This window comes from Planktosalinus sp. (genome assembly GCF_059864935.1).
In genome coordinates, this window is the sequence record NZ_JCBCCK010000161.1 from 1 (window position 1) to 1,951 (window position 1,951).

Sequence of the window (1,951 nt, forward strand, 5' to 3'; positions counted from 1 at the left end):
GAAAACTCAAAAAGAGTTGGTGCCTTTCGGCGGAAATTACAACAGCAACAAAACCCAAAAAGTGTATGTGAAAGACAACACTTTAAAACTTTACAACATCACCCGCCGACAGGAAACGGATTTGATGCAGCTTTCGGGAAACATCAGTAACGCGGTTTTTCTAGCTGATGAAAATCTGGTCGCATTTCAGTTTAGCAACAACGCCTATGTTTACAACCTTCAAAACGGAAGTCTAAAAAAACTTACCAACATCAAAACCGGGGAAGCCCCAAAGGAAAAAGACTCCAAACTTTCGGATAAAAATCTATGGTTGAAAGAAGATAATTTGTCATTACTTCAGGTAATCAATGAACGTGAAGAAAAAAAGAAAAGCACCGAAGAATACCGAAAAATGACAGCGGATAAAAAGCCATTTGATTTTTATCTGGGTAAAAAAAGAATGACAAATCTGGTGGTTTCGCCTGATGAACAGTTTGTCACTTTCAATCTCATCACTTCAGACAACAGCGACCCAACTATTGTCCCAGATTATATTGATGCGTCTGGTTATACTGTGAATTTAAACACCCGCTCTAAAGTGGGTAACAACAATACTAAGGTTGAATTAGCCATTTACAACCTTAAAAAAGACACCGTTTATTTTGTAAAAACTAATAATCTTCCGGGCATTAAAGACCTCCCTGATTATGTAAAAGAGTATCCCGAAAAAGAATGGGAAGAAAAAGTGCGTGATGTCTTTTTATCCAGGGCCTATTTTTCCGATAATGGAAAGCACGCCATCGTTAATGTGCGCTCTTCAGACAACAAAGATCGTTGGATAGCAAAACTGGACTTGGAAACCGGAATCCTTGAAACATTGGACAGACAGCGTGACGAGGCCTGGATTGCCGGACCCGGAATCGGTTGGTCTATGGGTGGCGGCACCCTGGGCTGGTTGCCGGACAATAAACATATTTACTTCCAGTCTGAAGCAACGGGCTATTCACATTTATACATTCAGGATGTGACCAACAAAAAAAAAAGAGCATTGACCTCAGGAAGTTTTGAAGTGTTTGATCCTTTTATTTCGAAAGATAAAAAATACTGGTACCTTACCACTTCAGAAGTTGATCCCGGTGAACGTCACTTTTACAAAATGCCTTTGATGGGTGGTAAAATGGAAAAACTTACCAACCTGACAGGAAACAACGAAGTGAGCCTTTCTCCCGATGAAAAATACCTGGCCATCAGGCATTCCTACAGCAATCAGCCGTGGGAGTTGCATTACAAGCCCAACATTGCCAACGTTAAAGAAACGCCTTTGACCAACGGGCAAACCAAGGAATTCAGCAGTTATAATTGGAGAGACCCTCAGATTGTTCATATTACAGCATCAGACGGAGCAAAAGTTCCTGCAAGATTATATACCCCAACAGCAGAAGCAAACAATGGCGCAGGAGTTATATTTGTTCACGGTGCCGGATACCTTCAAAATGTACACAAATGGTGGTCTTTGTATTTCAGGGAATATATGTTCCACAACCTGTTGACTGATTTAGGCTATACTGTACTGGATATCGATTACCGCGCAAGCGCAGGTTATGGTCGTGACTGGCGTACTGCTATCTATCGCCATATGGGAGGCAAAGACCTTTCAGACCAGGTGGATGGTGCCAAATATATGGTTGAAGAACTGGGCGTTGACCCCGAAAGAATAGGAATCTATGGAGGAAGTTACGGCGGATTCATCACCTTAATGGCTTTGTTTAATGAAAGTGAAACTTTTAAAAGCGGGGCTGCACTTCGTTCTGTGACTGATTGGGCACATTACAACCACGGTTATACTTCAAATATACTGAATGAACCTTATAATGACCCGATTGCTTACAGGCGCTCCTCTCCTGTTTATTTTGCCGAAGGTCTAAAAGGTCATTTGTTAATTGCCCACGGTATGGTAGATGTAAATGTTCAT

General features: G+C 41.5%; 1 protein-coding gene. It reads left to right on the forward strand.

The features are described 5' to 3' along the window. A partial coding sequence (locus tag AC6F75_RS06260; protein WP_500714096.1) for a prolyl oligopeptidase family serine peptidase occupies window positions 1–1,951 on the forward strand: 1,951 nt, incomplete at both ends.